General features: G+C 40.8%; 27 protein-coding genes and 3 tRNA genes. 22 read left to right on the plus strand and 8 right to left on the minus strand.

Features of this window, described 5'->3' with window-relative positions; genetic code table 11:
* Positions 1-82: 82 nt before the first annotated feature.
* The 12 genes from ruvC to nadA all read left to right on the plus strand — a co-directional run bounded on the left by ruvC (position 83) and on the right by nadA (position 8,301).
* Positions 83-640, plus strand: coding sequence for a crossover junction endodeoxyribonuclease RuvC (gene ruvC / locus ABFY09_RS05165; protein ID WP_347983232.1), 558 nt, complete (start codon positions 83-85; stop codon positions 638-640).
* Positions 637-1,239 (plus strand): Holliday junction branch migration protein RuvA, encoded by a 603-nt coding sequence (ruvA, locus tag ABFY09_RS05170; RefSeq protein WP_347983233.1) that lies wholly within the window; start codon positions 637-639, stop codon positions 1,237-1,239. The genes ruvC and ruvA overlap by 4 nt, the downstream gene beginning before the upstream one ends.
* Positions 1,240-1,242: 3 nt before the next feature.
* Entirely contained in the window at positions 1,243-2,256 is a 1,014-nt protein-coding gene (gene ruvB, locus ABFY09_RS05175) for a Holliday junction branch migration DNA helicase RuvB (protein ID WP_347983234.1), read from the plus strand.
* A 9-nt stretch (positions 2,257-2,265) separates the two neighbouring features.
* Positions 2,266-2,946 carry a protein TolQ gene (tolQ, locus tag ABFY09_RS05180; RefSeq protein ID WP_347983235.1) on the plus strand — a complete coding sequence of 227 codons (681 nt, stop codon included), beginning with the start codon at positions 2,266-2,268 and terminating at the stop codon, positions 2,944-2,946.
* On the plus strand, positions 2,946-3,374 hold the full coding sequence (gene tolR / locus ABFY09_RS05185) for a protein TolR (protein ID WP_347983236.1): 429 nt from the start codon (positions 2,946-2,948) through the stop codon (positions 3,372-3,374). Before tolQ ends, tolR begins: the two co-directional genes overlap by 1 nt.
* A complete protein-coding gene (locus ABFY09_RS05190; RefSeq protein ID WP_347983237.1) occupies positions 3,374-4,327 on the plus strand; it encodes a cell envelope integrity protein TolA in 954 nt (317 codons plus the stop codon). Before tolR ends, ABFY09_RS05190 begins: the two co-directional genes overlap by 1 nt.
* Positions 4,328-5,626 (plus strand): Tol-Pal system beta propeller repeat protein TolB, encoded by a 1,299-nt coding sequence (tolB, locus tag ABFY09_RS05195; protein ID WP_347983238.1) that lies wholly within the window; start codon positions 4,328-4,330, stop codon positions 5,624-5,626.
* Between the two features lie 19 nt (positions 5,627-5,645).
* Positions 5,646-6,206: a peptidoglycan-associated lipoprotein Pal gene (gene pal / locus ABFY09_RS05200; protein ID WP_347983239.1), complete on the plus strand. Its 561-nt coding sequence runs from the start codon at positions 5,646-5,648 to the stop codon at positions 6,204-6,206.
* Positions 6,203-6,997 (plus strand): tol-pal system protein YbgF, encoded by a 795-nt coding sequence (ybgF, locus tag ABFY09_RS05205; RefSeq protein ID WP_347983240.1) that lies wholly within the window; start codon positions 6,203-6,205, stop codon positions 6,995-6,997. The genes pal and ybgF overlap by 4 nt, the downstream gene beginning before the upstream one ends.
* Before the next feature lie 41 nt (positions 6,998-7,038).
* Positions 7,039-7,114 (plus strand) — tRNA-Lys (locus ABFY09_RS05210).
* Between the two features lie 26 nt (positions 7,115-7,140).
* A tRNA-Lys gene (locus tag ABFY09_RS05215) sits at positions 7,141-7,216 on the plus strand.
* A gap of 41 nt (positions 7,217-7,257) precedes the next feature.
* Positions 7,258-8,301: a quinolinate synthase NadA gene (gene nadA, locus ABFY09_RS05220; protein WP_347983241.1), complete on the plus strand. Its 1,044-nt coding sequence runs from the start codon at positions 7,258-7,260 to the stop codon at positions 8,299-8,301.
* A 32-nt stretch (positions 8,302-8,333) separates the two neighbouring features.
* Here nadA and ABFY09_RS05225 read toward each other — a convergent pair whose 3' ends face one another.
* Positions 8,334-9,860: a hypothetical protein gene (locus tag ABFY09_RS05225; RefSeq protein WP_347983242.1), complete on the minus strand. Its 1,527-nt coding sequence runs from the start codon at positions 9,858-9,860 to the stop codon at positions 8,334-8,336.
* A gap of 113 nt (positions 9,861-9,973) precedes the next feature.
* On the opposite strand from ABFY09_RS05225, the gene ABFY09_RS05230 reads away from it, so the two are divergent.
* Both ABFY09_RS05230 and ABFY09_RS05235 read left to right on the plus strand, forming a co-directional pair.
* Positions 9,974-10,540 carry a nitroreductase gene (locus ABFY09_RS05230; protein ID WP_347983243.1) on the plus strand — a complete coding sequence of 189 codons (567 nt, stop codon included), beginning with the start codon at positions 9,974-9,976 and terminating at the stop codon, positions 10,538-10,540.
* Positions 10,541-10,627: 87 nt separating this feature from the next.
* Positions 10,628-10,715 (plus strand) — tRNA-Ser (locus ABFY09_RS05235).
* A 223-nt stretch (positions 10,716-10,938) separates the two neighbouring features.
* Here ABFY09_RS05235 and ABFY09_RS05240 read toward each other — a convergent pair.
* The 3 genes from ABFY09_RS05240 to yciH all read right to left on the minus strand — a co-directional run bounded on the left by ABFY09_RS05240 (position 10,939) and on the right by yciH (position 12,861).
* Positions 10,939-11,349 (minus strand): acyl-CoA thioesterase, encoded by a 411-nt coding sequence (locus ABFY09_RS05240; protein ID WP_347983244.1) that lies wholly within the window; start codon positions 11,347-11,349, stop codon positions 10,939-10,941.
* Between the two features lie 24 nt (positions 11,350-11,373).
* Positions 11,374-12,384, minus strand: a complete 1,011-nt coding sequence (locus ABFY09_RS05245; RefSeq protein WP_347983245.1) for a diguanylate cyclase — start codon at positions 12,382-12,384, stop codon at positions 11,374-11,376.
* A gap of 132 nt (positions 12,385-12,516) precedes the next feature.
* Positions 12,517-12,861 carry a stress response translation initiation inhibitor YciH gene (yciH, locus tag ABFY09_RS05250; RefSeq protein WP_347983246.1) on the minus strand — a complete coding sequence of 115 codons (345 nt, stop codon included), beginning with the start codon at positions 12,859-12,861 and terminating at the stop codon, positions 12,517-12,519.
* A gap of 146 nt (positions 12,862-13,007) precedes the next feature.
* On the opposite strand from yciH, the gene ABFY09_RS05255 reads away from it, so the two are divergent.
* Positions 13,008-13,562 carry a GNAT family N-acetyltransferase gene (locus ABFY09_RS05255; protein WP_347983247.1) on the plus strand — a complete coding sequence of 185 codons (555 nt, stop codon included), beginning with the start codon at positions 13,008-13,010 and terminating at the stop codon, positions 13,560-13,562.
* Here ABFY09_RS05255 and ABFY09_RS05260 read toward each other — a convergent pair.
* Genes ABFY09_RS05260 through ABFY09_RS05270 form a run of 3 tightly spaced genes read right to left on the minus strand, consistent with a single transcriptional unit; the run spans position 13,528 to position 15,752 of the window.
* Positions 13,528-14,259, minus strand: a complete 732-nt coding sequence (locus ABFY09_RS05260; protein ID WP_347983248.1) for a pseudouridine synthase — start codon at positions 14,257-14,259, stop codon at positions 13,528-13,530. The genes ABFY09_RS05255 and ABFY09_RS05260 overlap by 35 nt on opposite strands.
* A gap of 8 nt (positions 14,260-14,267) precedes the next feature.
* The gene (locus ABFY09_RS05265) at positions 14,268-15,206 is read right to left on the minus strand and encodes a D-2-hydroxyacid dehydrogenase (protein WP_347983249.1); all 939 of its coding nucleotides are present in this window, start codon (positions 15,204-15,206) and stop codon (positions 14,268-14,270) included.
* A 3-nt stretch (positions 15,207-15,209) separates the two neighbouring features.
* Positions 15,210-15,752: an arylesterase gene (locus ABFY09_RS05270; RefSeq protein ID WP_347983250.1), complete on the minus strand. Its 543-nt coding sequence runs from the start codon at positions 15,750-15,752 to the stop codon at positions 15,210-15,212.
* Between the two features lie 112 nt (positions 15,753-15,864).
* Between ABFY09_RS05270 and ABFY09_RS05275 the strand changes: the two genes are divergently transcribed.
* The 3 genes from ABFY09_RS05275 to ABFY09_RS05285 are packed head-to-tail and all read left to right on the plus strand — an operon-like array spanning position 15,865 to position 21,383.
* Complete coding sequence (locus tag ABFY09_RS05275; protein WP_347983251.1) at positions 15,865-16,548, plus strand: ABC transporter ATP-binding protein; 684 nt, start codon at positions 15,865-15,867, stop codon at positions 16,546-16,548.
* Positions 16,545-19,004: an FtsX-like permease family protein gene (locus tag ABFY09_RS05280; protein WP_347983252.1), complete on the plus strand. Its 2,460-nt coding sequence runs from the start codon at positions 16,545-16,547 to the stop codon at positions 19,002-19,004. The genes ABFY09_RS05275 and ABFY09_RS05280 overlap by 4 nt, the downstream gene beginning before the upstream one ends.
* 33 nt (positions 19,005-19,037) lie before the next feature.
* Positions 19,038-21,383, plus strand: coding sequence for a DNA polymerase II (locus tag ABFY09_RS05285; RefSeq protein WP_347983253.1), 2,346 nt, complete (start codon positions 19,038-19,040; stop codon positions 21,381-21,383).
* A gap of 27 nt (positions 21,384-21,410) precedes the next feature.
* Here ABFY09_RS05285 and ABFY09_RS05290 read toward each other — a convergent pair whose 3' ends face one another.
* Positions 21,411-22,196 carry a TatD family hydrolase gene (locus ABFY09_RS05290; protein ID WP_347983254.1) on the minus strand — a complete coding sequence of 262 codons (786 nt, stop codon included), beginning with the start codon at positions 22,194-22,196 and terminating at the stop codon, positions 21,411-21,413.
* Positions 22,197-22,456: 260 nt separating this feature from the next.
* Between ABFY09_RS05290 and ABFY09_RS05295 the strand changes: the two genes are divergently transcribed.
* The 4 genes from ABFY09_RS05295 (at position 22,457) to ABFY09_RS05310 (ending at position 26,091) form a co-directional block, all read left to right on the plus strand.
* Entirely contained in the window at positions 22,457-23,392 is a 936-nt protein-coding gene (locus ABFY09_RS05295) for a chemotaxis protein CheV (RefSeq protein ID WP_347983255.1), read from the plus strand.
* 90 nt (positions 23,393-23,482) lie between these two features.
* Positions 23,483-24,283, plus strand: a complete 801-nt coding sequence (locus ABFY09_RS05300; protein WP_347983256.1) for a sulfite exporter TauE/SafE family protein — start codon at positions 23,483-23,485, stop codon at positions 24,281-24,283.
* 97 nt (positions 24,284-24,380) lie between these two features.
* Complete coding sequence (hemH, locus tag ABFY09_RS05305) at positions 24,381-25,373, plus strand: ferrochelatase (RefSeq protein ID WP_347983257.1); 993 nt, start codon at positions 24,381-24,383, stop codon at positions 25,371-25,373.
* A 1-nt stretch (position 25,374) separates the two neighbouring features.
* On the plus strand, positions 25,375-26,091 hold the full coding sequence (locus ABFY09_RS05310) for an HAD family hydrolase (protein WP_347983258.1): 717 nt from the start codon (positions 25,375-25,377) through the stop codon (positions 26,089-26,091).
* Positions 26,092-26,127: the final 36 nt, after the last annotated feature.

Genomic DNA, 26,127 nt, shown 5'->3' on the forward strand with positions numbered 1-26,127 from the left:
AGCGGCCTTTTTTTTATTTATAGATTGCATACTAACGAAAGGGCTGTTGAAATATACAGTAACAAAGAGAATAGAGAAAAACATGAGCGTCATTAGAATATTAGCGATTGACCCAGGTTCTCGAATTACTGGTTTTGGCATCCTTGATGTTGTTAATGGAAAAACAGTTTATGTGAACAGTGGTTGTATTCGTCTCCCTGATGAAGCTTTATCGGTTAGGCTTAAACATATTTTTAATAATGTTTCTGCCTTATTGGATGAATACAAACCGAATGAATTTGCGATTGAAGAAGTGTTTTTAGCAAAGAACGCAAACTCAGCATTAAAGCTTGGTCAAGCTAGAGGCGCTGCAATTGTTGCTGCTTCTATTCGAGAATTAGATGTGCATGAATATGCAGCTCGACGAGTGAAACAGTCTGTCGTTGGTAATGGTAACGCTAATAAGGAGCAGGTTCAGTTGATGGTTCAAATGTTATTACAATTATCATCAAAGCCCCAAGCGGATGCCGCCGACGCTTTGGCCATTGCATTATGTCATGCAAATACTCGAACTTCTGGTGGTCTAGAATATGGTGTTGGTAAGCGAGCAGGGCGCACCTCTAAGCGCTGGACAGAACAAGATGTAAGGAAAGCTCTGTGATAGGAAGAATTGTTGGAACTTTGGTGGAAAAAACACCACCAGAGTTATTGGTTGATGTGAGTGGCGTTGGGTATGAAATTAGCGCCTCTATGACAACGATTTATGACCTTCCCCAATTGGGTGATCAAGTAACCTTGTTTACACACTTTTTGGTAAAAGAAGACTCTCAAACTCTTTATGGGTTTATAGATAAAAGTGAGAGAGCTTTATTTAGAGTGCTTATTAAAGTTAATGGTATTGGCCCTAAAATGGCGCTTGCGATCTTATCTAGTATGTCGTCTGAAGAGTTGGTTGCCAATGTTCAAGATTCAGATGTGACCGCTTTGACTAAGATTCCTGGCGTTGGTAAGAAAACGGCAGAGCGTTTGATTATTGAACTTCGAGATAAACTCGGCCAAGCAGCTAAAAACGATTTGTTTTCTGCACCAACTGTTTTGCGTCAAGTGCAAGCCGACCCTCGACAAGAGGCAGAAGCTGCGCTTATTTCTCTTGGTTACAAACCTCAAGAAGCGGCTAAAGCCATTGCGAGTATTCCAATGGATTCTGCTAGCAGTGAAGAGGTAATTAAGGCCGCATTGCAAGGGATGTTAAGGAAATAAAATATGATTGAACAAGATCGTATCATCTCAGCAGAGCTAAAAGGGAATGACAAACAGATAGATCGTGCTATTCGGCCTCAGGCTTTATCTGAATATATTGGTCAGCCAGTTGTTCGAGAGCAAATGGAAATTTTTATCCAAGCGGCTAGGCAAAGGAGCGAACCTCTCGACCACACATTAATTTTTGGGCCTCCAGGATTGGGTAAGACGACATTAGCCAATATTATCGGTAATGAAATGGGAGCTGAAGTTAAAACGACATCGGGTCCAGTTTTAGAAAGAGCGGGAGACTTGGCTGCGCTTCTAACCAATTTGAACGAAGGTGATATTTTATTTATTGATGAAATTCACCGGTTGAGCCCTGCAATAGAAGAAGTTTTGTACCCAGCAATGGAAGATTATCAGCTGGATATTATGATAGGTGAAGGGCCTGCTGCGAGATCAATAAAAATTGAACTCCCGCCTTTTACACTGGTCGGAGCTACAACACGAGCTGGGTTACTTACATCTCCTTTGCGAGATCGGTTTGGGATTGTGCAGCGACTTGAGTTTTATGATGTTGAATCATTGACTACTATTGTGACTCGATCTGCAGGTAAAATGGGAGTGGCACTCGACGACTCTGGCAGCTTTGAAGTGGCAAGACGCTCTCGAGGAACACCGCGAATAGCCAATAGACTTTTACGTCGTGTGCGTGATGTTGCTCAAGTGGGTGGTGAAACACTAGTTGGACAAAAAGTTGCTCAAAGAGCGCTAGATATGTTAAGTGTAGATAACCAAGGATTTGATCATCTAGACCGACGTATGTTGTTGACTATGATAGAAAAGTTTGACGGCAGACCGGTTGGTTTGGATAGTGTATCTGCCGCTTTAGGTGAGGACAAAGATACAATTGAAGACGTCATTGAGCCGTTTTTGATTCAGCAAGGGTTCATTATTAGAACGCCAAGAGGGCGTCAAGTTACAAAACGTGCATACGAACATTTTAATTACCAGTTACCTTCGGACTTTAAATAGAGGTTAATAATGTCAATTTGGGGACTTATCGCCAGTGCCAGTATCGTAGTTCAACTTGTTATGTTGATTTTATTATCGGCTTCAATTTTTTCATGGGTTGTAATATTTCAGCGGGTTCGTGTTCTTAAAAATGCCAAAAAAGTGCGTGGTGAATTTGAAGATCAATTTTGGTCGGGCATTGACCTTAGTCAACTTTACAGAAAGCTGACGCAGGACGGCAGAAAAGTTGAAGGTATTGAGACTATTTTCACATCAGGTATCAAAGAATTTACTAGATTAAGACAGAACCAAAACGTTGACCCAGATGCGGTTATGGAGGGTATTCAGCGTGTTATGCGAGTGGCTTTATACAAGGAAGAAGAGAAGCTTGACCAGCACCTTCCATTTTTAGCGACTGTTGGCTCTACAAGTCCATATGTTGGCTTGTTTGGTACCGTTTGGGGGATTATGCACTCTTTTATTGGCTTGGCTGAAGTTCAGCAAGCGACATTGGCCACTGTGGCTCCTGGTATTGCTGAGGCCCTCATTGCAACAGCAATTGGTCTGGCGGCCGCAATTCCTGCTGTGATTGCATATAACCGTTTTTCTGCAACGTCAGAGTCTTTGGCGTCTAACTATGAAAACTTTGCTGATGAATTTACAAGTATATTGCACCGTAAAGTACACGTTAGAGAGGGAGGGGCTGTATAGTGGCTCGCTCTAGAAGAAGAAATAAAAGAAAGCCTATGGCTGAAATTAATGTCGTACCTTATATTGATGTTATGTTGGTATTATTGGTTATCTTTATGATTACTGCACCAATGTTGACTCAGGGTGTCGATGTTGAATTACCAAATGCAAATGCGGCGCCTATACAAGATGCAGAAAGTGATGTCATGATTGCTTCTGTGGATTCAAAGGGGCTGTTTTACCTAGATGTTGGAGGCCAGCAAGAGTCAATCGGTTTGGAGCTTTTGCAAGATAGAGTACGAAAGGTATTGTCACAAAACCCAACGATGTCTGTGTTAGTTCGAGGTGATAAGAATGTGCCGTATGGTGATGTTGTTGGGTTAATGGTCGCTTTGCAGGCGGCGGGTGCACCAAATGTTGGTTTGGTCACTGAGCCGGATGCAAGATAATGAAATGGCTAAAAGATGATGGCTACGGGCTTCCGATATTATTAGCTGTTAGCTTGCATACGATTATTTTAGTGGCAGGTGTGGTTGTTGTTGATTTTAGCGATGATGAGAAGCAACAGCCTAAACGTCCTGTTATAGTGAATGCAACAGTAATTGATATTTCAGATACGATTATTGGCAAACGTGAAGCAGAAGAAAGAGCAGCTAAGCAGCAAGCTGCAAATGCCGCTGCTAAAAGAAAACAAAAAGCAGAACAGAAGCGTAAAAAAGAAGCTAAACAGAAAGCTTTGGAAGCCAGAGAGAAACAGTTGGCTCAAGCTAAGCGAGTTAAAGAACGTGAAGCTGAAGCAATAAAAGAAAAAGAAAGACAACAGGCTGCTGAGCGGAAACGCCTCGAACAGGAAAGCGAGAAAAAGCGTCTAGCACAAGAAAAAGAGCTAGAAAAACAGCGTTTAGATAAACAAGCAGAAGAAAAAAGAAAGCGCAAAGAGCAAGAGCTTATACGTCAAGCTGAAGCTGAAAGATTGGCGGAAGAAGAACGAAAAAGACAAGCGGAGTCTGCTAGGTTAGCAGAAGAGAAAAAACAAGCGGAAGAGGCGGCAGCACAAACCGCTGCGGCAGAGAAAGAACGATTACGTGCAGCAGAAGAAGCACAAATGGTTCAGTCTATTAGTAGCTTGATTAATAGCCGAATTACATCTGTTTGGAATCGTCCACCGAATGCTAGAAATGGGATGAAAACCCAGCTAAGAATATACTTTTTACCTAATGGTGAAGTAAGAGACACGCAAGTAACAAAAAGCAGCGGTGATGCTCTATTTGATCAAAGAGCTGTTGATGCTGTATATAAAGTTGGACGTATAGAGGAGTTAGCTGATGTTGATTCTTATACATTTGAACGGAATTTTCGCCAAATAGACTTAATTTTTAACCCGCAAGATTTGAGAAATTAAATGATGTTGAAAAAATGGTTAAGCGTTTTATTTACTTGCTTATTTTTTATAAATACCGCTAAAGCACAACTTGTTATTGAAATCACCAGTGGAGCAGATCAATTATTGCCTATTGCTGTTGTACCTTTTGGTTATGAAGGTGTTAACGCATTACCAGAAGATATAGCCCAGATTGTTGATGCGGATTTGACTCGAAGCGGCTTATTTCAGACTGTTCCAAGGTCGAGTATGCTGGGTATGCCTTCAAAAGAAGCTGATGTATATTATAGGGATTGGCGTCTTTTAAAAAGTGATTACGTTGTGATTGGCTCGATTCAAAGATTGACAAATGGTCTGTACCGTATCGGTTTTGAATTGTTAAATGTATTGAGTCAAAAGCCTGTTCAAAAACATGCCTCAATTGATGTTAGTGAAAAGAATTTTCGTGATGCAGCTCATTATATTAGCGATAAAATATATGAGTTATTAACTGGGACAAAAGGAGCTTTTAGTACCCGAGTTTTATATGTTACAGCAGAAGGTAATAAAAGTTCTCCTTTATTTAAGTTACAAGTTGCTGATGCTGATGGACACCGGCCTCAAGTGGTTGTAGAGTCAAAAGAGCCAATTTTATCGCCATCATGGAGTAGTGATGGAAAGAATATTGCTTATGTAATGTTTAGAAACAGACGCCCACATATATTTATTCAGGAGCTGGCAACGGGCAAGCGTCAGCAAATCGCACGATTCAGAGGGTTGAATGGTGCGCCAGCTTGGTCACCAGATGGTAAGAAATTAGCTTTAGTATTATCTAAAGATAACAACCCTGAAATTTATACTTTAGACATCGCTACCCAGAAGCTACAGAGAATGACAAACCATTACTCTATTGATACAGAGCCAAGCTGGGAGCCCGATGGTAAAGGAATAGTATTCACATCTGATCGAGGTGGTAATCCGCAAATTTATCGATTAGATGTAAATAGTAAGCGTGTAGAGAGGGTCACTTTTGAAGGTGATCTAAATACCAGAGCAAGTATGACGCCAGATGGAAGATATCTTGTGACGGTTCAGAAGAATGGAGGTAATTATCATATTGCGCTACAAGATATGAAAACAGGCCGAGTTCAAATTCTCACAGAGACTTACTTAGACGAATCACCAAGTATTGCGCCAAACGGTAGCATGGTGATGTATGCCACAACCTATCAAGGAAAGGGTATCTTAGCTGTAGTATCCGTTGATGGGCTGGTTAAATATAGGTTACCATCAGCTGAAGGTGATGTGCGTGAACCATCTTGGTCTCCGTATTTCAAATAAAGACATTGAGGAGTTAATAATGAGCGTAAACAAATTAGGTAAATTTGCTGTTATCGGTTTATCTGCAGCTTGGATTGCAGGCTGTAGTACGACAGCAACAGAGACAGATTCATCAACTGTTACTGAAGGTGCAGCAGAACTATCTGAAGGCGATGCAAATGCTGATCAAGCATTTGGTGCTGGTGCAGATGGCGCTCTAACAAGTGTTATTGTTGAAGATGATGTGACTGCTATGGACTCTTTAGCTGGAGTAGAAACAGTATTTTATTTTGATTTCGATAAATCTATTGTACGCCCAGAATCTCGCGAAGCTTTGGCTAAACACGCTGAATTCCTAGTTGCTAACCCTGACGCACGTATCGTGTTAGAAGGTCATGCTGATGAGCGTGGTACTCGTGAATACAACATGGCTCTTGGTGAGCGTCGTGCGAAAGCAATCAGCCGTTATTTGACTATTCAAGGCGTTGCTGCATCTCAAATCGAAACTGTAAGTTTTGGTGAAGAAGTGTCTGTAGCATTTGGTCACGAAGACAACGCTTGGCAGTTAAACCGTCGAGTTGAAGTACGTTACGAAAAATGATCTTTAGAAAAGTAAAGATTCGTTCTGTTGCAATGGTGCTGTGTTTTACAGCGCCATTTGCAATGGCCGAAACTCAACAAGCAAGAACTGCATTGTCTCCCTCTGCTGCCGCTGAGTTGCTTTTCCAATTGGAAACATTGCAACAGGAAGTACAAAGTTTACGAGGACAGCTAGAAGAGCAAGGGCACGAATTAAAGCTAATCAAAGAAAGTCAGCGAGACCGTTATATCGATCTTGATAAGCGCTTATCTCTACTTATGACATCTTCTCTTAATAAACAGGTTACATCTGCTGCCTCTAGCTCGCCAGTTGAGCAAACGGCGCCAGCTCCTGTAGTGACTCCTGTTAAACAAGAGCGACCCACTGTTAGTGCGCCAATATCACCACTAGCACCTGTTGCTTTACAATCGCCAACAGAACAAGCTAAACAAGCATACAATGAAGCTTATAATTTTATTCGTGAGCGTAAGTTTGGTGAATCTGAAACAGCATTCGCTCAGTTTGTACAAGATTATCCAAATAACACATTAACCGGTAATGGTTATTATTGGTTGGGTGAAGTGAAGTTAGTGCAAGGGAAGTCAATTGAAGCAATCAACGCTTTTTCAACTGTAATTCAAAAATTTCCGGGCCACAGTAAAGAGCCAGATTCTTTGTATAAGCTTGGAACAGTTAATGACCAACTTGGAGACTCAGCAAAGGCCAAGTCTTATTTACAAGATGCCATCAGCCGTTTTCCTGAAAGTAAAGCTGCTAAGTTAGCGTCAGGTTACTTAAGTAAAATTAAATAGCTTGCAATCCTCAACGGGCTCTGTAATATACGCAACCCGTTGGGTCGTTAGCTCAGTTGGTAGAGCAGTTGACTTTTAATCAATTGGTCACTGGTTCGAATCCAGTACGACCCACCAACGTTTAATTCATTTTTGTGATTTTTGGGTCGTTAGCTCAGTTGGTAGAGCAGTTGACTTTTAATCAATTGGTCACTGGTTCGAATCCAGTACGACCCACCAAAAACACTCATTCCACTCCCAGTTTCTTAAGGGGTAATGATATGTCTGATCTTCTTAATAAAGCTGCCTTGCGAGAAACTGTTCAAAAGCATTTGTTTTCTGCTGAAAAGAACTTGCAGAAAGAGTCTTTAGATAGCGAACAAATTCGTAATGAGATCAAGCTTTTACTTAAGCAAAAAAATGCTGCTTTAGTCGCTCATTATTACACAGAGGATGCGATTCAAGAGTTAGCAGAAGAAACGGGCGGTATTATTGCAGATTCTTTAGAGATGGCTCGCTTTGGCGCTAATCATGAGGCGCAAACATTGGTTGTAGCAGGCGTTAAATTCATGGGAGAAACGGCCAAAATTTTAAGTCCTGAAAAAACTATTTTAATGCCTACATTAGAAGCAACTTGCTCTTTAGATATTGGCTGCCCAATTGATGAGTTTTCTACTTTTTGTGATCAGCACCCAGACAGAAAAGTTATTGTTTACGCCAACACTTCAGCTGCAGTTAAGGCTCGTGCTGATTGGGTTGTCACTTCAAGTATTGCGCTTGATGTTGTTAATCATCTAGTTGAACAGGGCGAAAAGATTGTTTGGGCACCTGATCAGCATTTGGGTGGGTACATTCAACGCGAAACAGGTGCAGATATGATTCTTTGGGATGGTGCTTGCATCGTTCATGAAGAGTTTAAAGCTAAAGGTATTCTAGACTTAAAAGCCATTTATCCAGATGCCGCTGTGCTTGTTCATCCGGAGTCGCCAGAATCTGTTGTGGAGGTGGCAGACGTAGTAGGTTCTACTTCGCAACTGCTGAATGCATCTAAAAAAATGATAAACAGTACCTTTATCGTTGCAACAGATAGGGGGATTTTCTACAAAATGAAGCAAGCGTCTCCGGATAAGCGATTCGTTGAAGCTCCAACAGCAGGCTCAGGGGCAAGTTGTAGAAGTTGTGCTCATTGCCCTTGGATGGCCCTTAATAGCTTGGAAATGCTGAGGGATTCGCTTAAAAACAATTTAGGTGAAATTCACGTACCAGAAGAAACAAGAGTGAAAGCTCTTATTCCATTACAGCGGATGTTGGACTTTAACGCCTAAGTCAATCTTGTTCATTATCAAAGTAGGGGCTCTCAATTAAGAGTCCCTAGATATTTCATTTCTAAGTCTGCAAACGCCAATTGTAAGCGATCACATTCTAAGCTCTTCTTATTATATTCTACGCGTAACCCTTGAAGATCCTTACTTGATTTTGAGTTCAGTAACTGATTCTTCAGGCTGGTTGTTTGTTCTACTAGAGTTCTATTTTTTTCTCGTTGCTCTAGAAGCTCTATGTGTTCTTGCGGCGTTTCTCCGTTGCTTGTTTTAGCGAGAGCGTTCACTTTTTCTTTTAATTGGTTATTTTCTTCTTCAGCAGTTTCTAGTTCTTGAGCCAATAAAGTAACGCAGGTCTCAGACTCTTGTAGAAGTCGCTCTAGCATGTTTGTGTCTTTATCTTGTTCAATTAGGTTCTCACTTGAGTTGCTTTCTAGAGCGATATTTAAGTCATCACGTAGAGAGTCTAATGTCTCCTTCCGACTGGCATGAAGGTTTTGAAGGTTTCCAATCGCTGTTTCGTTACTGCGTGATAGCATTTTTTCTAGCTCGGCAAGTTTTTCATCCTTAGCATTGAGATCTTGTCTTAGAGAGGCAATTGATAAGTTTGATGTCTCCATCTCCGCTTCTAGTTGGAGGATGATTGTTTGTGACTCTTCCGCTAATCTTTCCATTTTTGCTATAGCAACTTTTTGAGACTCAATACTATCACCAGAGCCTTGGTTCTTTCTCGCTTGATCAATTTTAATTTTTAGCTGCTCAATCACCATTTTCTGGCGATTAGATAGACTGTTAAGGGAGGATATTTGTTTAAAAGTCGCGCTTTTTGTATGCGCTTTTTGATTTTGTGTTTCATGTAGGTGAGCCTGAATCTCAGGGAAATCATCTGCATGTAACTTTTGAGTGGCTTCTAGGGCTTTTATTTTTCTCTGTAATTCATCAATTTCCATTTGCAGTCTTTGTTGCTCAGTAACCTTAATGCCCATTTGCTTAATACGCTTATTGGCCCGATCAATGTTGTTGCGTAAATCTTCGTTAAGCAGCATTTGGTTTTTTGATAAAGACTCTTTTGTGATAAGTAGCTCGGAAGATTGAAAGAACTCATCTTCCATGTCCTTTAAGTTTTGTTTTAATTCCTCTGGATCTGCTGTCTGCAATTTAGCGGTGGATATAGCGTAAAGTAAGTTAGCTAGGAAGCGGTTTAGAATTGGCTTAGGCTGTTCACTGGCTTGGTTTAAGACAATAGCGCGTTCAGCTCTTAAAATGGTTCCCCATAACTTTAAAGTATTTGTTTCATGTTGATTTTCTTGCTTTGGGTTGAGCATGGCCGAAGCATGGCTTATTTGTTGATCAAGAAAGAGTGCTAAGCGCTTAAAAGCTTTGGTGTTGTCTGGTAAATTTACAGAATCTGTATTGTTGCTCTCATTCTCTTTGGGGGGGGCAGACTCTTGCTCCTGCTTGTGAATATTTTTGTTTAAACGGTGAGAAAGCCATAAAAATGTTAGATTAGCCAACATAAGAAAAGTCGTGAGTTCCAGTAATGTCCAGACTAGCCACTTTGGCATAATTCCTCCTAGCCCCAAGAAAAAATGGGCATGATATCCATTATTGTTTAGGCACAATAAAGCAGTATACTTGCTTTATGCAATCCTACTATATTAACGGAATTCAATGTCTTATGAGTAAAGAATTTATAACGTTCATGCGTAATCGTGTATCCCTGCCGATACTAAACACGCCTGCTCCAACACAAAATGAATGGGAATCTATTCTTGATGCAGCAAGTCGTGCAGCAGACCACGGCAACTTAAAGCCATGGCGCTTCCGTATTTATGAAGATGAAGGGAGGGCAAAGCTAGGTCAAATATACTGGCATCATGCTTTATCGGAAGTTGTCTCGATGCCTGAAAGTAAAGAAGAGGCTTTTATCAAAAAAGCCTTTCGAGCACCTGCTGTTTTACTAGTTTACGCTCACATACAAGAGCATCCGAAAGTTCCTGAAGTTGAACAGATCATGGCATCGTCTGCGGCAGCTCAACAAGTGCTACTTGGATTAAGTGCGCTTGGTTACGGTGGGATGTGGCGTAGTGGACCTGCTTGTTTTACAGAAAAGACAAAAGAGCTTCTTGGATTAGAGAAAAATGACCAAATCATTGGTTTGATTTATGCTGGCACACCAGAGAAAGTTGTGCCTAGCGTAACGGATACTAGGTTAAGTGAGCGTCTAGAATGGGTAAGAGATTAATTCTTAAGGTTTATTTTTCAAAACAAGTTGCAATCTAAAGTATTGGTCTCTAAAATACGCGCACAAATTACGCAGAGCGTAAATTTTGGTGAGCTGTCCGAGTGGCCGAAGGAGCACGCCTGGAAAGCGTGTATGTCGAAAGGCATCAAGAGTTCGAATCTCTTGCTCACCGCCATTATTTATTAAAGATTAAGATGTTAGAGTTAAGGCTTGATCTTGTACTGAAAAAAGTACATCAGTAGAAGTCGAATAGATTTACGTCTATTCGGCTTTTTTATTGCTCTCATTCAATGCTTTACTTATGTATATTTAAGACGAAAGGTAGGTGTATATTTAAGACGAAAGGTAGGGCATGGTGGTGCTTTCATTTTTAAAATCTATCTTTCGATAGTACAGATTTAATTGCTCAGCAACGCGTCGGCTTGCTCAAACACAACTGGTCGGCCTTCTTTAGTGGTGGATGTTACTGTCATTTTGGCTTGCAGCATAAGTTGGTCGTCTTTTGCTCTATAAACGCTTTGATTAAAAGTCAGTTTTAGTTTTGAGATTCTTTCAGCGCTAGTTGCAATGTAAAACTCATCATTGCTTTGCAATGAGCGCTTGTAGTCGAGTTCGGCTTTGATTAGGACGAGGTGTATACCTTGCCTGGTGATTTCGGCGAAGTCTAGCCCTTTGGTTTTGATAAATTGATGACGGGCGTGCTCTAAATAATTTTGGTAGACCGCGTTATTTACTATGCCTTGAATATCACATTCGTAGTCGCGCACTTGAAATAAAGTACGGTGTGTTTGGCTTGAGGGTTTTGGCATATTGTTACCTTAAAACAAAAGTCTTTATTCGTGATGCGTAACGCAGTTTTTGCCGGACCGTTTGGCAAAAACTAAGTAATGCTGAGCTTTCTCAATGAGGTCGTGAGGGCTTTCATTTCCAAATAGAGTTCCTAAACCAATAGATACTGTAACTTGACGTAAAGGTACCTTTGATTGTTTGTAACGTATCTTCTGTATGGAAACTTGGTGGCGTATATGCTCAGCTAATTCTGCAGCTTCACTTAGCTCAGTCTCACTGAGTAGCATTGCATATTGTCCACCTTGAAAGCGTGCAAGGAAACCACCTTCTGGTAATAAACTTCGTAAGAGCTTTGCTATATAGCGAATGAGAGAGGTACCGGCTTTTTTAGTGTATTCCTGATTAATGCTTCCAAGATCATCTATATCAATCATCAATAGAGTTAAATCATCTTCGGCATAAGGCACTAACGAGAAGAGTGTGCGCTCAAAACCTTTTTCATTAGCCAATAAGGTCATAGGGTCTAGTTCAGTGCTTTGTTTTGCATCTGCTAGTTCTGCTCTCAACGTTGCTAGCTCTTCTTGAGTAGATACCAATGAGTCATTAAAGTGCTCAACAACTTGATTCATTTTGAACGTATTTAATTCGAGCAATGAAGCGATACGTTCAATTTGATTGGTATCTTTGGTATTTTTTAAGGCCTTCTTTCCCTGGCTAAGTGTTTTAGAAAACAGTGTTAATTCTTCAGCGACTTGACCGGATTCAGATTCTAGGCTATCGGTGAGTTGTTTTAACACAGGGCCTTGGCGATGGGCATGCTGAAATTCTTCAGACAATAAAAACTCGCTAAATAGCTCCTGAGAAACAAATGCAGGTAAGCTACCGAATCGACGCAAAGCGGTATCAACAACTTTGTTTAATTCAGGTGTTCTGTTAGAAGCATACTCATACCAAATCCCATAATTATAGGGTGTTGGTGGAATATCTAATTTCTCCATTAAAGGAATGGCTGACCGCATTAAATGATCTGCTTGTTGCTTATTATGCTGGAACATTCGCGCCTCTGCTGTAACTTTGTTTTTTATTAAAGGAGATTAGTTCCATCATAGTTAATAACGCTTGATTTGTCTGTATCACTTTAGTTTTCTTTACTATAGATGCCATGGTTTTTGTGATGAAAAACAACATTAGCCGCCATTGAATTTGCTTGAATAGCCTTCTTTTTCAAGCATGTCTTTAATTTGTTGGCGTTGATCGCCTTGTATTTCGATTTGACCGCCTTTAACCGCACCACCAGTGCCGCATTGGGTTTTCAATTTTTTGCCCAATTTTTTAAGCTCATCTTGTGTAATAGGTAGACCTTTAATGATGGTAACACCTTTGCCTTTTCTGCCTTTTGTTTCTAGAGATATGAGCACTTTGCCATCACCAACAATTTGTACATTTTTACATTGGCAGTCTTCTACTGAATGTTCGCAATCTGGGCATAAGCGCCCTTGATCCGTTGAGTAGACTAAATTTCGCTTCTTCATGAGTAATACCTTATAACACTTTATTATCTTATAGATTTTACCATTTAGGAGAAGGGGATTCAGTTTAAAAAGCGCAATCTTCTGTATTTATTACATATCTGCACTAAGCTAGAAGGTAATCCTTTATGTGGGGCGTGTGTTTCGAGATGAAAAGATCATTGATTATCCGGCAAGCAACAGAAGCTGACCTTAATAGTATTCTTCTTTTCGAATTTCGAAATAGAAGATGGTTTTCTCAGTTTTTGCCAAAACACGTTCTACGCAAGCAAACAGAGAGCTATTTCAAATATTTACTCAATGGGAGATGTAAAAATCTGCAGTATCTGGTGGTTTTGCCCAGCGGAGAATTAATTGGTCGTTTCAGTGGTCAAGTGTTGGATGCAAAGCAGCGGACGATGGAGGTGTCTTATCGCATTGCTAGTGAATTTACTAACCGAGGAATTGCCAGATTTGTATTGAAGCGCTTGTTAATGTTATGGGCCAGCTATGGTATTACAGAAGTATATGCACAGGTGGCGGATCATAATAATGCGTCAATGAAAGTGCTAATGTCTTGTGGCTTTTATGTCAGTGAACGACAAGAAAACAGCATTAACTTTGATCCTGACATACACGATAGCTTGGTTTTTAAATGGGCAGCATCAGAAGAGGTTACCGCTCTGATGCCTATAGTGGAACTTCATGAGGTACTAGCAAATTAAGCATATCGATTATTTGATTACTTAAGGGGGCACTTAGCGTGAGTTTTTGCTCTGTCACAGGGTGAGTAAACTCGAGATGTGAGGCATGAAGCATTAATCTAAAGAGTTCCGGCCATTCGGCTTTAAGAGCTTTATTAATGTGTCGACAACCGTAACAGGAATCGCCAACTAGTGGATTCAACAAGTGTTTAAAATGTCTTCTTATCTGGTGCTTTCGTCCTTGCTTTGGCCTCACTTCCAACCAGCTTAAACGCATGCTTTGATATCGACTAACTGGAATCGGGACTTGATAACGTGTTAAACAGACAAATTTCGTCTCAGCCTCTTTTTCTGTTCCTTCGATTTTAAATCGAGAACGACCTTTTTGCTCATTTAGCTTGGCCAAAGGATAGTCTATGGTGCCTGCAGGGCCACAAAAACCACGAACCAAACAATGATATGTTTTGCTGGTTTGAGATTCTGAAAATTGCGCCGATAGATTTCTTGCCATTTCAGGGCTAAATGCCATGACCAAAACGCCAGATGTCCCTCTGTCTAATCGATGAACAGGGAACACCCATTTCCCCGTTTGATCTCTTAATCTTTGAACGACGGCGTCTTCTTCCTCTTTGGCTAAATGGGTCCGATGAACCAATAAGCCAGCCGGTTTGTTGACGGCAACCAGATAATCGTCCTGATATAAAATCTCTAATGTCATTTTGAGTTTTACTTATTTGCTTCGACAAAAGTCGCAATTTTTTGGGCAGCAATACGAACCAAGGTTTCCATGGCTTCATGGCTCGCCCATGCAATGTGAGGCGTCAGTAGAAAATTGGGATACTCAGCTAATTGATGTAGCGGATGCTCTAATGGCATCGGCTCTTGTGTAGCAACATCAAAAGCGGCGCCAGAAATCGCTTGCTGTTTGAATGCGTTAAGCAATGCGTGCTCATCAACGATTCCACCACGACTGATATTAAGCAGCAGGGCACTTGGCTTCATTAAAGCGAATTCAGTATCACTGATTAAGTTTTTAGTTTCTTCGGTTAATGGACAGTTTATGCTGATAACATCGGCTACTTTTAAAGCGCTTTCAAACCCAGTGTAACCGGTCCGAATCTCTTTCACTCCTTTACGCTCTGCAAAGGTAACCTTCATGCCAAACGCTTTTGCTATATCACCGACTCTTTTTCCTAAAGAACCGCCACCAATAATAACCATATTGGTATCGTGTAGATCTTTTATTGGGTAATCCAGAAAACAAAAGTGTTCAGAGGTTGACCACTTGCCAGCTTTCACATCTTGGATATAAGAAACAAGGTTCCTTCTTAATGCGAGGAGCATTGAAAATGTATGTTCAGGAACACTATTTACTGAGTAGCCTTCAACATTTTGTATAGCAATACCTTTCTCTTGGCAGGCGTTTGAGTCTACATTGTTAATGCCTGTTGCCATAACTTGAACTAACTTCAAGTTAGAGGTTGTTTGGATCGCGCCTGCGTTCAATACAATTTTGTTGGTTAAGACAATATCGGCGTCTTGGATGCGCTCTGCTACTTGTTCAGGTTGTGTGTTTTGGTATTCAACCACTTCGCTAATTTGTGTTGGTAGTTCAATACTAATGGTGTCTGGGAATGAACCTCTGTCTAAAAAAACGGCTTTCATAATTTATTCCTTATTTTTGTCTAAAAGTGTTTCTAAGTGAGGAAATATGTTCTTCAGTACGATAGGTTGCCCTTTGGAATTTGGGTGAATTCCATCGTTTTGCATCAGTTCTTTATTCAACGCAACATCTTGAAGCATAAAGGGTAAATAAGCTAGATTGTATTTTTCTGCGATGTCTTTGTATAAATTAAAAAACATCTCTGTATAACGCTTTCCGTAATTCTGAGGAATCTGATTACCAATGAGTAAAACACTAGAATTCACTTGATGAGCTTGCTCAATCATGGTTTCAAGATTGATTGTGGTCTGATTTAGAGGGTAACCTCGTAATGCATCATTAGCACCCAACTCAAGAATGACCCATGTTGGATTGTGGCTTTCTAATAAAGCAGGAAAACGAGAAAGGCCACCTTGAGTGGTTTCTCCGCTAACACTGGCGTTTACAACCTTTATTTCAGGGTTTGATTGAGAAAGTTGTTTTGTTAGTAAACTAACCCAACCATCTTGTTGTCGTAGGTTATAGGCTGCACTAAGACTATCGCCCATAACCAATAATGTAGACGCCGAAGCAAATGAGCTAATGAAGAGAAATGTTATTGTACAGAATAGTACGAAGTGTCTTTTTATAAACATATTAAACCTTATAGAGTGAAACAGCATGGCAAAGAGTACCGCGATTAAAGTTACTAATCTAACGCATACAGTAACTTCGAATACAGGGAATTTAACCATATTGAAAGGAATAAATATGGAAATTATGGAAGGTCAATCTGTGGCAATCGTAGGTTCTTCCGGTTCAGGTAAATCAACATTATTAGGATTACTGGCAGGTTTGGATGTTAATACATCAGGAGACATCACTCTTTACGATCAACCTTTCTCTGACCAAAGCGAGGAAAAACGAGCATTAATACGCGGGCAGTATGTTGGCTTTGTATTTCAATCATTCCACCTTTTGCCTAGTTTGCAGGCAATAGAAAACGTCATGTTGCCAGCAGAATTGAAAGGTGACAAAGACGCTCGCAAGAAAGCAGAAGCCTTGCTAGATAAAGTAGGCTTGTCTCACCGATTAACTCATTATCCAAATCAATTGTCTGGTGGTGAGCAACAGCGTGTTGCCATTGCAAGAGCCTTTGCTTCCCAACCTAAAATCCTGTTCGCGGATGAGCCAACAGGGAACCTTGATGAAGAAAATGGCAATCTGATTATTGAGCTATTGTTTGATTTAAACAAATCACAAGGAACCACTCTGGTGATGGTAACTCACGATAATGAGCTTGCGAAAATGTGCGACCGTCAATTGGTCATGTCTGCGGGTCTGCTTACGGAAAAAACGCTATGAGTTTTACGTTTCGTTTGATGTTAAGAGACATCCGAAGTGGGGATTTAATCACGCTTCTCATGGCGCTTATTATTTCAGTGAGCACAGTCACTTCGATTGGACTCTTCATTGACCGTCTGCAACTTTCTTTTGAGCAAGAGTCGGCAAACCTTTTGGCGGCCGATCGTTTAATCCGATCAGATGAGCTTATTTTAGATGAGTGGAAACATGAAGCTCAGAGCTTATCGTTAGAGCAAGCTGAGCGAACTTCTTTTACTACCATGATGTTCGCTAAAGACTCCCTCCAATTATCTCAACTTAGTGCGGTAAGTGATAATTATCCGCTACGAGGCGCTTATCTTATTGATGACACTTTGTTCGGTACAGGGAAAAGTACAGCAGATTCTCCGAAACAAGGCGAAGTTTGGGTGTCATCCAGACTTGCTAGTTTACTGAATATCAGCATTGGTGATGAAGTGGAAGTTGGCGAAGCTTCATTAATTGTTTCCAATTATCTCGTAAGAGATCCAGGTTCAAGTACATCTGCTTTCGCTATTTCACCGCGTGCGGTGATGAATATACAAGACCTGGCTGCTACCAATGTCATTATCCCTGGAAGTCGTGTTCGTTACTCTTTATTGCTAGCTGGTGACAGAGAAGCTTTATCAGAATATGAAGAATGGGTGAAACCTCAACTTGAAGACGGACAGCGTTGGCAAACTCCTGCTCAGCGTGGCGAGCGTATTGGTGACACTATTGGGCGTGCAGAATCTTTCTTGTTACTTGCCGGTACGTTAGCCGTTGTTATGTCGGGGGTTGCCATGGCGCTTGCTTCTGCTCGTTTTGTTAAGCGTCACCTAATGCAAGTCGCGATCTTAAAAACGCTTGGCGCCACGCCGAAATTATTAACGCGAATATTTGCTCAGCAGTTATGTGCCTTGTTGGTTGTTGGGGCGCTTATTGGTCTTGGTATTGGTTGGGGAATACAGGAGGTTATCGTTTCCCTGTTGTCTAGCTTGGTTTCAACCAGTTTACCTGCGCCTTCTGTCGATCGTTTGTGGTTAGGTGCCGCAACTGGTTTTATTTCCATGTTGGTATTTTGTTTGCCACTTATGATGAGGTTGATAAAAATCTCGCCATTATCCGTGTTGCAACCCAATGGCAAAATTGAACAAAACACCTTGTTTGTTTATGTCATTGGTTTTATTGGTATGTATGGTTTGATGTGCCTTTACACTAATGGCATTGTGCTGCCAAGTATCATGACGGTAGTGATTGCTGGTATCAGTTTGTTAGTTGCTGGAATTGGTTGGTTGGCTTTCAGGCTAGGACGCTCGCTTACTTCTGGTGCAACCAGTGGCTGGCAAATTGGCTTGGCTTCTTTGTATCGCCGCTTAGTCCCCAACTTGTTTCAGCTTCTGGTTTTCACTCTAATTATCATGCTGACGCTGATCTTGATCGGAATTAAATCAAGCTTGATTGCCGATTGGCAGCAACAGTTACCAGAAGACGCTCCGAATCATTATTTGTTTAATGTTCAAGCCAACCAAATCGAGCAAATCAATAATGAGACAACTCAGCTTAATGTTGATAAATCTGACTGGTATCCTATGGTTCGTGGCCGCGTTACTGCGGTTAATGAAGACTTGGTTCAAGATCTTTATCCAGAAGCTCGAGGTGAGCCTGAATTGTTTGAACGCGAGTTGAATCTCACTTGGTCTGATACGCTTGGCCAAGGGAATGAATTGGTGGCTGGTGATTTCAATGCAGAAGGCTTGTCTGTTGAACAGGAAGTGGCTAAAGAAGCGAACCTTTCCCTTGGTGATGAATTAACCATCAACATTGGTGGCAATGTTGTTACCTTGCCCATTACGTCTGTTCGCACGGTTGACTGGGGTTCTATGCAGCCTAACTTCTATCTCATTCTGCCGAAAAGTGTTTTAGAGGATTATCCTGCGAACTTCGTGAGTAGTTTGTTTATTAGTGATGAATCCGCTCAACCTTTCTATCGTGCGATGTCGCAATTCCCAACTGTGTCTATTTTGAATGTAGGTGATATCTTGAAGCAGATACAAACTATCATCGGACAGCTATCTCAAGCGATCCAATTGGTTTTGCTTTGTATTCTAAGTGCTGGTGCTTTGGTACTGCTTGCCAGTGTGCGATCAACATTGGAAGAACGGTTGGAAGAAGGTGCATTACTCCGAGTGTTAGGTGCAAAAAGTTCATTGGTAAGACAAGCCTTGTTTGTTGAGTTTGGTGCACTTGGCTTCTTCTCAGGAGTGATAGCCGCCATTGGTGCTGAAGCTTGCCTATATGGATTGCAGGTGTTTGTATTTAATACCGCTCCAAGTTTTCATTTGTCTTTATGGCTATTTGGCCCATTAATCGGTGTTGGGGTGATTTCAACCATTGGTATATTTGCCAGTAGGACTGTGTTAAAAGTGCCGCCCATGCTTTTATTGCGTGGGTTATAATTAGGTACTTTTTCATTAATCTGGGTTGTTTGAATGTTTGTAGAAAAGCATGGCTATATCGTCAGCCGCCATACTCGCGAAGTAGGCGGCCAGATAGAAATGAGCCTTTTTATTAAAACATCGGAAGGAACTGTTAAGGTTCTACCGGACAAGCAACAAAGTGTCTTTTTCACTGATGCACCACTTGATATCCTTCCTAACGAACTAGCTGGGGTCCAATGTACTGAATCCCAGTTTCGATCTTTTGATAACGTTCCTGTTAGTATCATTCAGAGCCACAGTCTGACCATCCACCAGCAAATGGTGAACTTAGTAAAGCGCAACGGTTTTTCCGTTTTTGAAGAAGACATTAAAGCCCATAATCGCTATTTAATGGAACGCAATATCCGAGGCTCTGTTCGGTTCATTGGTGTTCCCGATACGGCTAATCAAGTCTATCGCCAAGCAAAAATTATTGCGGGTGAGTGGCGTCCAGATTGGCAGGTTTGGTCCTTGGATATCGAAACCTCTGTTTCCACGAATACCTTATTATCCATTGGTATTACCGCAAAAGACCAACGCATCGCCTTCGTTGTCACAAAGAGTCCTGTTGATAGCGAGTTGGTTCATGCTTTTTCCGATGAGAAAAGTTTGCTATTGGCCTTTATGCGATATGTGAGAACCCATTCTCCCGATATTTTTATTGGTTGGAATTTAATTGGCTTTGATTTGCAATTTATTGATCAACGTTGTCAGATATTAGGGATTCGACCAGCATTTGGAGTAAATGGTGAAAGCTGGAATATTCGATCGTCTGATAATCAGGGGCGATATTTCATCAGTATTCCGGGGCGAGTGGCGTTAGACGGCATCACTTTGTTAAAAGTGGGCGGCTATCATTTTGAATCATACAGTCTAAATAATGTCAGCAAAGAAATTTTAGACGATGGTAAGCTATTGCACGGCGGTGACCGTTGGCAGGAAATAGAGCGCCTACACAAAGAAGATTTGAACGCTTTTATTGCCTATAACTTGCAAGATTGTGATTTAGTTTTAAGAATCTTTGAAAAACTTAAATTAATCGAGCTACAGCAAACTCGTGTTGACCTAACGGGGATTCCTTTAGAGCAACCGGGGGGCTCGGTTGCTTCGTTTGAGAATCTTTATTTACCACGTTTACATAAAGCCGGCTTTGTCGCTCCAGCTTGGCGTAATGAAGACTTTGTACCCAGCCCTGGTGGCTTTGTGATGTCATCCATTCCAGGGCTTTATAAGAATGTCTTGGTGTTTGATTTTAAAAGTCTGTATCCGAGCATTATTCGCACCTTTCATATTGATCCATTAGCGCGAGTCTCCGCTCAACACGAAGGAAACAAAGGGTCAAACGTAATTAACAACCGATTTGTCCCCGGCTTTTTGGGTGCGGGCTTTGATAAAGAAAAAGCTATTCTGCCAGACCTTATCTCTGAGCTTGCTCAAGCAAGAGAAGAAGCCAAAAGAACTCACAATGATATTTTAAGTTATGCCATTAAAATCATAATGAACTCTTTTTACGGCGTTTTAGGCTCCAATGTTTGCCGTTTTTACCATGCTGAGTTAGCCAGCTCTATTACCATGCGCGGCCATGAGTTGTTAGCAAGAACTAAAGCTTGGATTGAAGAGCGTGGTGCTAAAGTGATTTATGGCGATACAGATTCTTTATTTGTTACGTTGAATGATGCGCAGATTGACCCGCAGTTATTTGGAGAGCAGCTTTGTGCAGACATGAACTCATGCTTACGGCAATGGTGTCGTGACTATGCTCAGTTAAACTCTTACTTAGAACTCGAATTTGAACAGGTTTATGACCGCTTCTTTATGCCAACGATTCGTGGCCAAGAAGAGGGTAGTAAAAAACGCTATGCGGGTCGTTCTAAAGGGAAATTGGTCTTTAAAGGATTGGAAGCCGCCAGAAGTGACTGGACGCCATTGGCAAGACAGTTTCAACGAACCTTGTTTGAAAAAATCTTTAACGATGAAAATCCCATTTCATATATCCAAGACACGATTGAAAAGTTAAGGGCAGGGTATTACGACGAGCTTTTGGTGTACAGCAAGCAGTTAAGCCGACCTTTGTCTTCTTATGCAAAGAACAAACCGCCTCACGTTAGAGCTGCTGCGATTATTGACCAGAAGCGGGCGGAGCTTGGACAACCGCTCGAATATGATAAAGGGCGGAAGAGAGTCTACTATGTGTACCAGATAACGGGCGTAATTCCTTATGAAACCACAGATGATTTAGTGAATTTAGATTATGAACATTACATAGAGAAGCAAATTGAGCCGATTGCTGATAGCATTCTGCCTTTCTTCCTTACTAATATGGAAAGCATTCTTTCTCAGCAAATCTCACTTTTGTAACTTTTGTTGTTAGCAGCTACAAAACAATCATCTGCTCTTAAGCTCAATACCAAAGAAAGTCTCGGTATTTTTATTCGTATTTAAAATTAGCTCTTCTAATGTGATACCTTTTAAGCGAGCAACTTCCATGGCGACCCAAGGCAAGTATTTTGGATGATTTTTCTTAGGTCTTGGTCGAATATTCCTAGGTAGTAAATAAGGTGCGTCGGTTTCGATTAGTAATTTATCTAACGGAATATGTGGCACTGAGGCTTGCAAGTCCGCGCCTCGTCGCTCGTCGCATACCCAACCAGTAACGCCGATATAAAGTCCTAAATCTAGATAATTATTAAGTTCTTCTTGGTTGCCTGTAAAGCAATGGATTATCGACTTCTTCGCCAATTCTGGATGTCGCCTCAGTTGTTCAAGCATTTCTATATGGGCGTCTCTTTCGTGTAAATAAAGCGGTAAGTTATGTTCGAGTGCCAATTCGATTTGCTCGCCAAAAGCATAAAACTGTTCATCTGGCGTAGAGTAGTTGCGGTTAAAATCGAGTCCTGTTTCTCCGATGGCGATAGGCTTTGCTGTTTGGATAAGCTCGGAAAAATCCGCTTTACTGTTTTTGCTCCAGGCTTTTGCTTGATGAGGATGGCAACCAAGAGTATTCCAAATCTCAGTGTGTTCTTTTCCTAAATTTTGCACTAACTTACTTTCTTCTAAATCTGACGCAATACAAATCATGCCGTTTACGCCGACTTCCCGCATTTCAGTTAAGGTTTGCTCTATATTGTCCAGAAGAAAGCTATGGTTAATGTTTACGCCTATATCAATCATAAATTGCTCATATTGTTGAGTTGTGCTTTTAAAGATGTAAATGTAAGTCAGTGTTAAGAAATAGAGCAAAATAGACTCGTATTTCTCGTAGATTGAGGTGATAAAAAATAAATAAATGTTAAGCTTTAAGTGTTTAAATTATTTAGTAAACCGCTAAACAGCTGTATAGAAGCAAAAAAAATACTGTAACTCATAGCTGAATGCAATATCATAGTTATAATGGATCGAAGCATCATTTAGAAAAACGTTTGGAGTAATATATGGCAAGCATGTTAGAAGCTGTAGACCAAAGAACCAAGTTGGTAGGCGAAAACCGATTGGAGCTACTTATGTTCTGCCTCGGTGGAATGCAAATGTTTGCAATTAACGTGTTTAAGGTTCAAGAAGTAGTACAGCTTCCGAAACTCAATCTCATGCCTCATAGACACCCTTCAGTCGCTGGTGTTACTCACTTCAGAGGTAGAACCATTCCTGTTATTGATTTATCCGAATCTATTGGTATGAAGCCGATTGACCGTACTAAACCATCGAATTTGATTGTCACAGAGTATAACAATACTATTCAAGGTTTTATGGTGGGTGATGTTGATCGTATTATTAATATGAACTGGAATGAAATCTTACCACCACCAGATGGAGCGGGGCGTCAGCATTATTTGACAGCTATTACTCGAGTTAATGAACGTATTGTTGAGATCATTGATGTTGAGAAAGTATTAGCTGAAATATCACCTTATGATACGTCTATCAGTGCCAACGTGATTGATAAAGACTTATTATCACTTGCGAAAGGCTTAGAGGTTCTGATTATTGATGACTCTTCTGTTGCACGTGCTCAGTGTAAATCTACATTAGACTATTTAGGCATTGAAGTACATGAAGCAACTAATGGTAAGCAAGGGTTAGAGAAGCTGAAGAAGTGGGCTGATGGTAATGAAGTTGTCCCTGAAAAGCTTCTAATGGTCATCACCGATGCGGAAATGCCTGAAATGGATGGTTATCGTCTGACAAGAGAGGTGCGTGAAGACCCTCGTTTAAAAGACCTTCATATTGTTCTTCATACTTCTTTGAGTGGTAGTTTTAATAAGGCAATGGTTCAGAAGGTCGGTTGCGATGATTTCTTATCTAAGTTTCAACCAGATAAGTTAGCTTCTTTGATCCAAGAAAGGATTCGTAGCGTTGTATACCGCGATTAGTGTCTTTCTTTGATTTATTTGAAGAGCAGACTTAGGTCTGCTTTTTTATTTAAATTGTTTGGAATGTGTGTAAGCTGAGTTTGCTGTTTTATGATGCTAGAGTGGTGTTTGTTATTGGTTCTAATTGGCTCTGGAGCGGGTGCTGTTAGTAGCCTTATTCGATGTGCTCCTGCTCTTATTGCTTTGCCCTCTTTTTATTTTTTTCTCCCTTTATTTGATGTTTCCTTTGCTGAGGTGATGTTGCCAGTGATCGCCACTTGCCTTGTTGCCTTTATTCCGGCTCATTTACATGCTTGGATTCGATCCATGCAAAAAGGGCTGGTGGATTTTCAGCACATGATTAACTATGCACCTGGTTTCGCTATGGGCGGTATAATTGGGGCTCAGCTATTATCTCTGATCAACTTTGCGACCTTTAATATATTTTTTCTCCTAATTGCTATTATCGCAATCTTACTTATGATCTTCACTTTACGGTCGCCTCAAATTGCACCTCGAAAAACCAATAGAGTCGCTTATATTCCCGTTGGTTTAGGTCTTGGTGTGGTTTCACTACTTGCTGGAAACTGTGGGCGAGTGATGGGGCAGCTTCTTCATGTCAATAGCAATAACCCTGAAAAGAACGCTGATGGCACTATTCTAGGCTTTGCGATTTTTACTTCTATTGCTGCTATGGTTGGCTTCATTTATCCAGCCCAGCCTTTTGATCAATTTGGTTTGTCTGGGTTTGTAGGGGCGATTCATTTGCCCTCATTAGCTGTGTTGGCAATTAACTATTGGTTTTTTTACTGGCTCTGTTACAAACGAGAAAATAACTTAGACAGAGTGATCTTATACATCAGCGCAATCGTATTCCTTGTGTGTTCATTGGTTCGAATGTGGGTGAGTTGAGTATTAAGTTTTTTTCAATATTACCTCTGTTTTTATAGTTTATAATGGCAAATATAATGCTGTTGCTGAATCGAAATAATTGAGTGAAAGGTATGACATGAGCAAAACGAGTAACTATGGCGTACTGATGATTAATTTAGGGACGCCAGATGCACCAACAACGCCAGAAGTGCGCCGTTTCTTAAAGGAATTTTTATCTGACCCACGAGTGGTTGATTTAAACCCTTTACTCTGGAAACCAATCTTAAACCTAATTATTCTGACTTTGCGCCCGCCTAAGGTGGCTAAGATTTATCAACAGGTTTGGATGGAAGAAGGTTCACCATTGCTGGTGCTGAGTGATCGCTTAAAAGAAAACCTCAAAACAGCTTTGTTGCAAAAATTAGGGCAATCAGTTCCTGTTGAGCTGGCAATGACTTACGGTAATCCGAGCGTGGATAGCGCAGCTCAAAAATTAAGAGAGCAAGGCGTAGAAAATATTTTAGTCTTGCCGATGTATCCTCAGTTCTCTGCTACGACAACGGCAGCGGCTTACGATCGATTAATGTCTTCTTTAAAGCATTGCCCGCATTGGCCATCGTTTCAGCTACTTCATGATTATGCAGATCACCCTTTATACATTGAGGCTTTGGTGAAGTCAGTTAAGGCTCAATGGAGCAAACAAGGCGAGCGTCGCCACTTGGTATTTTCTTATCACGGTATTCCAAAGCGTTATGTAACAAATGGCGACCCTTATGCTCGCCGCTGTGAAATAACAAGTAAGCTGGTAGCGGAGCATTTAGGGCTTGAAGACAGTGAATGGACTCATGTTTATCAATCTCGATTTGGTCGTGAAGAGTGGTTGAAGCCTTATGCAGATGTAACTTTAACGGCTTTGCCATCGATGGGAACCAAGCGAATCAATGTTATCAGTCCTGCTTTTTCAATTGATTGTATTGAAACCTTAGAAGAAGTCTCCCTAGAATTAGGCGAAATCTTCGAAACTAATGGTGGTCAGGCTTTTGACTATATTCCTGCTTTGAATGAGTCTCCAGATCAAGTCGCTTTATACATGGACTTAATTGAAAAAAACACACAACAATGGACATGAAATGACTGTAATAAATAGCAATATAAACACCATTGCTTTTGATGCCGATGATACACTTTGGCGCAATGAAGAAATCTTTATCCATGCTCAGGATGAGTTTATTAAGCTGCTTTTGCCTTATCATGAAGAAAGCTACATTCGCTCTCATTTGGCAGAAATACAAGTTACTAACTTAGAAAACTTTGGTTATGGCGTGAAAGGCTTTACCCTTTCTATGATTGAAACCGCGATTGAATTGACCGAAGGCCGAGTGTCTGGCAGGGAGATTCATGAAATCATACAACTAGCTAAATGTATGTTGGCATCGCCTGTTGAGCTGCTACCGAACATCGAAACAGTGCTACAAGAGCTGAAAAAGAAGTTTAAGTTACTTGTGATCACCAAAGGAGACCTCCTTGATCAAGAAAGTAAACTAGCCCGATCAGGAATCGCAGAGTATTTCGATATCATCGAAGTAGTAAGTGAAAAAACGGAAGGTGCGTACCGTCAGATATTAGAGCGACATGAAATCTCGACTGAGCAATTCTTGATGGTAGGAAATTCATTGAAGTCAGATATTTTACCTATTCTGGATTTAGGCGCTCAAGCTGTTCATATTCCTTATCACAGCACTTGGGAACATGAGCAAGTTACGGAAGATACTCTGTCAAATTATCCACAGTTACAAAGCTTAAAGGGTGTAAATGAGCTTTCTGATTGGTTAAGGTCATTAAAGTAGTCGCTGCAAAACAAAAATGAGCAGCTTTTTAAAAAG

Origin of the sequence: Marinomonas sp. 5E14-1 (genome assembly GCF_039939215.1) — a bacterium.
Lineage (GTDB): Bacteria > Pseudomonadota > Gammaproteobacteria > Pseudomonadales > Marinomonadaceae > Marinomonas.